Here is a 4,801-nt window from a genome sequence, read left to right on the forward strand (position 1 = left end):
CTCAATTGTCTATCTTTTGGTATTAACCTGTTTGTGCCTTAAGTCCTTCCCTGTATGGATTTCAGCTACTTTTGAGCGTAGGCGCTCTCATCGAATTTTATTTTAAGTTAATTATTTGCATAACAATTCCCGAAGAGCCTAACTTTTCTTCCCAAGGGTTCAGGTAGGGACGTTTTAAAGAACCCAACGTTTCTAGAATAGCCCTCACCGTCTCCTCTTCCCCTAACGACCGGAGATGAACCAGACGATCACTCAGTTGTTGCATCTTTTGCCGGTGGTCGGGGGAATACTGCAAATCCCTTAAATTCTCCTCTCTAACGGTATATTCACCGTTCCAAGTCCGCACCAGACAGGAAAATTCTCTTACCTCGATCACGATACACCAACAACCACCCAATCCTCTCAGTTCGGGGTTATCTTTGATCAGGATTTCGCAAACATCACCGACCCGGTAGGGTATGGGAATTTTGGCTCGCTCCCGGATGCGCTGTACAATATCCTTGACGATGCGACCAGACGGCACTTTACCACCAGCAGCTTCTACCGCCTGCTGCCACACTTCTCTCTGTTGGTCTGGTTCCAGTTGGGTTAGGGGACGACACTGAGATTCATTGGTGGGGACAGGGTTTGTCAATTTCTCGCCCGTTGAATTTTGTCTCCAATTTGGAGACATTTCTTGTGGAGACATTTCCGAAAGATTGTCTCCAATTTGGAGACATAGGGGAAAAAGATTATCCACGACGGCAGCGGCATCGATCAGCCGATAAGAATGAGCGCGTTTCATCCCGAATCGGTCTTGAACGTACTCCTCGAAAGTCTTGTGGGTAGAACGGTACAGTCGTCTATCCCGCAGTTCCTTCAAGGCTGTTCCCGCTTCGTAGAAAGCCCGCTCTACCTTGCGCTCCCAGAACAGACGTTGACGTTCCTCTTCTGGTGTCAGGTCATCGACCACCTCTACCCGTACCGATTGCGGGGGAAACAGATCCAGTTCTAGGTTGACTGCCCCTTCCGGTTCGGGTGGCAGCCGTTTACGGTTCTTTTTAGCCCAATCATCCAGCCACACCCGGGGCGAGGCGAACTTGGTGGTGGACTTAACGGGAATATCGAGGACAAAACCGTTCGCACTGACGGTGCGCTTGGCACTAAAAGAATTGTACTCAAAACGCCACTCTAACCCGTAGGCTGTCCAGATTTGCGGAGAGCGAGACCAGATGCTCACGCCGTTACCTCCCGACTACATTACTATTTACAGTCGCAAAGTTTGTTTTTTTCAACCAGTGATATTAATATTATAAGTGATAAAATAGACGATAACAATAGTTTTTCTGAGAGGTTTTGGACGTGGTGAAACAGAAGAAAGCGGTGATGATTCCCGTCGAGATGGTCGAGACTATCTCATGGTCCGAGGAATCGGGATTGAAGTTAAAGGAGATTCGGGAGGCACAGGGACTATCTCGCAATAAGTTGGTAAATAAGATTAGGGATGCCGGTCGGGACATCTCCCCCCAGCACATCCAAAAGTTGGAGACTGGTTTCAAGGCGATAACAGGAGAAAGTCAAACGGCCAAGAGCGTCGGCACGGCTACCCTCCGAGCGATTCTCGACGCTTTGGATTACCCGCTCGATCGATTCCTCACCGAAATCGGTCACAAGTAAACCTAATTTTGCCTTTTTAATCCCTGAACCGAACCGACAATAACTTACGAAATTCTCTTGCTTCCAATTGAAGCCTTTTTTTTAGGGACTATACTGGATTTATACGTTAGTTCCGCATACCCTTCAACTATTCCAGCTTTTTGTCCCCTCGATTCGGTATTTATTTTTTATTCTTAACCCCTCGGAGATGAAAAATTATGCAACAAGCCGCCTCCTTACCCGATCGCTACCGAATAGGAAAAACCCAGTTTTACGAACGCCGTCAGCACCTGATCCGCTTGGGTTACGCCATGGAAGCCGAGAAACACGGTCGAAACAGCTACTACAGTGATGAACAGGTGCAAATATTCGATGACCTAAACACCTACTATAAGAAATGGGGTACTCTCGAAGGTTTTCCGAGTGCTACCCCCGAAATCGCTGATAAACAGACCAAAACCGAGAAAAATTCCCCCGTAACTAACGCCCAGACGGGATTAGTTCAGCGAGAGAGTGAAAAAGTCATAAACGATTCCGTCGATACCGAAGAAATCTTCGTTGATACCAATCCCTTAGAGGACATTCAAGAGGATAATTTTCGTCGTGTGGATGAGGCCGCCCAGTTTGCTGCCGCCCAGAATCTCGTCGCTTTCAACTACCTGACAGTAAACTATATGAAAGAACGCAATTTCAGCGTCCCCGGTCTAAGTTCACAGGTAGAAAAATCCGGTCGTGTGGTCGAGGAGTCCCTAGATTCCCTCAAACAATCCCCAGAATTAATCGCAAAGAAGCTGATCCAACGTACCAAGAAGGAACCAGAACAGATGACCTAACCTTGATCCTACAGGGTGCGATCGAACGAGAACGCCGTCGTCTGTTACATTGGTTTCTCATCTGTCAGATCACGGGTTTGTTATCTGGTGGGGTCATATCCATTTCTCTTAAAGGTGAACCCCTATCGGGAGCGGGTTGGGGATTGGGCATCGGTAATCTCCATTTCGGGGTGTCCGTCGGTTTTCTATCGAAAAAATAGTCCTCACCCGATAATCACGCTTAAGGTTGCGACCACGCAGTTGCCGTGAGACTTCGGACGTTCGTTTTGTCGAACGTCCGATCACCTCACCCTGTCATATCATCTCCTTACCACCCGGCCCGCTTTCAACAAAATCGAGTATGTCTTCTGGATACGGAAAGTCTTCTGGGATGCTGGCCAACAATCGATCGAGCGTTGGATTGCATGGCTTCTCTGTGAGTTCAACGATTGAATTCTCGTCAAGTCCGAAGCTTTCAGCGATCTTGCGGGGAATTTCGATATCCATGATCTTCTTGTCCGATAAAGTTAGAAAATTAACCTTAAATACTTATTTAATTCAGTTATCGGTCAAATAAGGGTAAATAACTGCAATTTTTCCCTTAAGTAATCACATTTAGACCTTTTTTCTGCACCAGAGACAGCAGTTTTAATGCGAGTCTGGCTGGATGTTTCTCTCCCCTTTTAAGCTCCTTTTTCTTTCCAGGCTATGAGGTAACGACGATCAGATTTTCAGTCATTTTTATTTCTATTCTATCATCACCGTCAAACATTGTTTAACAAAAAGATAGAATGGTAATGTCAAACAATGTTTAACGGATTGTGGAACCATGAGATCGAAATCCATCGGGGTGAGGATTCCCGACGCGATCAACGAACGCTTTGAGAGTTACGGACGGCGGCATTTTCCCAAGGGGGACAGTTTCGACAAGACAAAAACCGCCCTCGACCTCATCTGTAAGGGATTGGAATGTTCTCCCGACCAAGAGAACGATATTGAACAAATCGTCAAACGAATCGTTGAACAAGAAATGAGAACAGTAATCGAGGAGGTGACGGCGACGGTTGCCGGTCTCAACCGGGAAATTGAAACCCTGAAACGGTTAATCGATCGAGAGGATACAGAGGAAGATTCGGGAATGTCTCGCTCGACCCTAGCCCCGATTTTCGAGGATTTTTGAGAACCAGTCATTCTCTCCTCGGTCGCTCGATCACCCTAAAGAAAATTTAAGTTATCTATTAAGCTACTGATAGAGGATTATCTTGCTGCCAACGAATAATACTAACTAGATACATCAGAAGATGAGAGGAGACCATTTAAGTACCGAGGAAAAAGAGTTAATCTTTTTACTCATAACTAATCCCATGACAGCATCTTCACTGCCATAAACATTTTGTAATAAAAAACACGCTTCGGTAATGACAGCTTCACAGCTAAAGAATGGATAGGACAAATTAGCAGTTGCTTGAGTTGCCCATTGGTGAAAAGCTTCTCGACGGTTGACTATTGCCACTAAAAGTCCCGTATCTAAAAAATATTTGACTTCATTTGCTGCCGATAACTGGAAGACAGTCTTTATTACTGGCTAAATCTCCCGGCCTCCCATCCAACCAATGTATTACTCGGCCGCTTCAGAAAATGAAATCGGTTTTTCTTTCTCTGAAATTTCTGTTTTCTGTGCCTTAAATTGCAAGAACTCAATAAAATTTATTATCTCTTGCTATTGTTGCGGGGTAAGAGCGTGCAGTTTTTCTATAATCATTTCTGATAGGAGAGTTGCTTTATTCATGAAAATTCTAGGCTGGTTTTTTTCAGTATTATATCTTATCGCTTACTTCTCCTCAACGAAAAAAATGATAAGAATTAAACCGCAAAAGCAAGATTCTGTCAGGGCGTGAAAATTAAGTTTTTAGTCGATGAATTTTTAATTGGGTCGATTTGAATGAATTTGTGATACAATAAAAAGGCTGAAATACTTAATAATTTTAGATCATGAATGCGACGACAATTGAAATTGGCACTTTGATTGATCGTTCTCCTAAAATTCGAGGAGGAAGACCAACAATTGCGGGGACAGGAGTGACAGTGCGCCGCCTCGTTTCTTGGTATAAATTAGGGCTGACTCCTGAAGAAATTTTAAACCGGATGGGACATCCCCATTTAGATTTAGCCAAAGTTTATGCGGCTCTAACTTACTATCATGCCAACAGGGAAGAAATTGAAACTGATTTAGCACAAGAAGAAGCTGAGGTGAAACAGTTTGAATAGGAATGGCTTCAATCTAAGTTAAATAAATAGTCAGGCTGGCATTATATTTGGATGAAGACTCGATGGATCAGAGCCTTGTAGCGGCT

General features: G+C 44.6%; 8 protein-coding genes. 5 read left to right on the forward strand and 3 right to left on the reverse strand.

Features of this window, described 5'->3' with window-relative positions; translation table 11 throughout:
• Positions 1–97 precede the first annotated feature (97 nt).
• Positions 98–1,219: a hypothetical protein gene (locus O9295_RS11310; RefSeq protein ID WP_288032996.1), complete on the reverse strand. Its 1,122-nt coding sequence runs from the start codon at positions 1,217–1,219 to the stop codon at positions 98–100.
• 122 nt (positions 1,220–1,341) lie between these two features.
• On the opposite strand from O9295_RS11310, the gene O9295_RS11315 reads away from it, so the two are divergent.
• From O9295_RS11315 to O9295_RS11325, 3 genes are all read left to right on the forward strand, one after another.
• Positions 1,342–1,656: a helix-turn-helix domain-containing protein gene (locus O9295_RS11315; protein ID WP_288032997.1), complete on the forward strand. Its 315-nt coding sequence runs from the start codon at positions 1,342–1,344 to the stop codon at positions 1,654–1,656.
• A gap of 197 nt (positions 1,657–1,853) precedes the next feature.
• The gene (locus O9295_RS11320; RefSeq protein WP_288032998.1) at positions 1,854–2,468 is read left to right on the forward strand and encodes a hypothetical protein; all 615 of its coding nucleotides are present in this window, start codon (positions 1,854–1,856) and stop codon (positions 2,466–2,468) included.
• A gap of 2 nt (positions 2,469–2,470) precedes the next feature.
• Complete coding sequence (locus O9295_RS11325; protein ID WP_123230671.1) at positions 2,471–2,668, forward strand: hypothetical protein; 198 nt, start codon at positions 2,471–2,473, stop codon at positions 2,666–2,668.
• 94 nt (positions 2,669–2,762) lie between these two features.
• Here the strand turns inward: O9295_RS11325 and O9295_RS11330 are convergent, their stop codons facing one another.
• Complete coding sequence (locus O9295_RS11330) at positions 2,763–2,954, reverse strand: hypothetical protein (RefSeq protein WP_066030105.1); 192 nt, start codon at positions 2,952–2,954, stop codon at positions 2,763–2,765.
• A gap of 322 nt (positions 2,955–3,276) precedes the next feature.
• Between O9295_RS11330 and O9295_RS11335 the strand changes: the two genes are divergently transcribed.
• A complete protein-coding gene (locus O9295_RS11335) occupies positions 3,277–3,627 on the forward strand; it encodes a hypothetical protein (RefSeq protein ID WP_288032999.1) in 351 nt (116 codons plus the stop codon).
• A 114-nt stretch (positions 3,628–3,741) separates the two neighbouring features.
• On the opposite strand, the gene O9295_RS11340 is transcribed toward O9295_RS11335, so the two are convergent.
• The gene (locus O9295_RS11340) at positions 3,742–3,960 is read right to left on the reverse strand and encodes a hypothetical protein (RefSeq protein ID WP_288033000.1); all 219 of its coding nucleotides are present in this window, start codon (positions 3,958–3,960) and stop codon (positions 3,742–3,744) included.
• Positions 3,961–4,439: 479 nt separating this feature from the next.
• On the opposite strand from O9295_RS11340, the gene O9295_RS11345 reads away from it, so the two are divergent.
• A complete protein-coding gene (locus tag O9295_RS11345) occupies positions 4,440–4,715 on the forward strand; it encodes a DUF433 domain-containing protein (RefSeq protein ID WP_288033001.1) in 276 nt (91 codons plus the stop codon).
• The last annotated feature ends 86 nt before the right edge of the window (positions 4,716–4,801 follow it).

It is taken from the genome of Microcystis sp. LE18-22.4A (assembly GCF_027531105.1).
Lineage (GTDB): Bacteria > Cyanobacteriota > Cyanobacteriia > Cyanobacteriales > Microcystaceae > Microcystis > Microcystis aeruginosa.

Coding starts and splice junctions, on each gene's coding strand:
- O9295_RS11320 (WP_288032998.1), top strand. CDS start 1,854: ATGCAACAAGCCGCCTCCTTACCCGATCGCTACCGAATAGGAAAAACC.
- O9295_RS11345 (WP_288033001.1), top strand. CDS start 4,440: ATGAATGCGACGACAATTGAAATTGGCACTTTGATTGATCGTTCTCCT.
- O9295_RS11335 (WP_288032999.1), top strand. CDS start 3,277: ATGAGATCGAAATCCATCGGGGTGAGGATTCCCGACGCGATCAACGAA.
- O9295_RS11330 (WP_066030105.1), bottom strand. CDS start 2,954: ATGGATATCGAAATTCCCCGCAAGATCGCTGAAAGCTTCGGACTTGAC.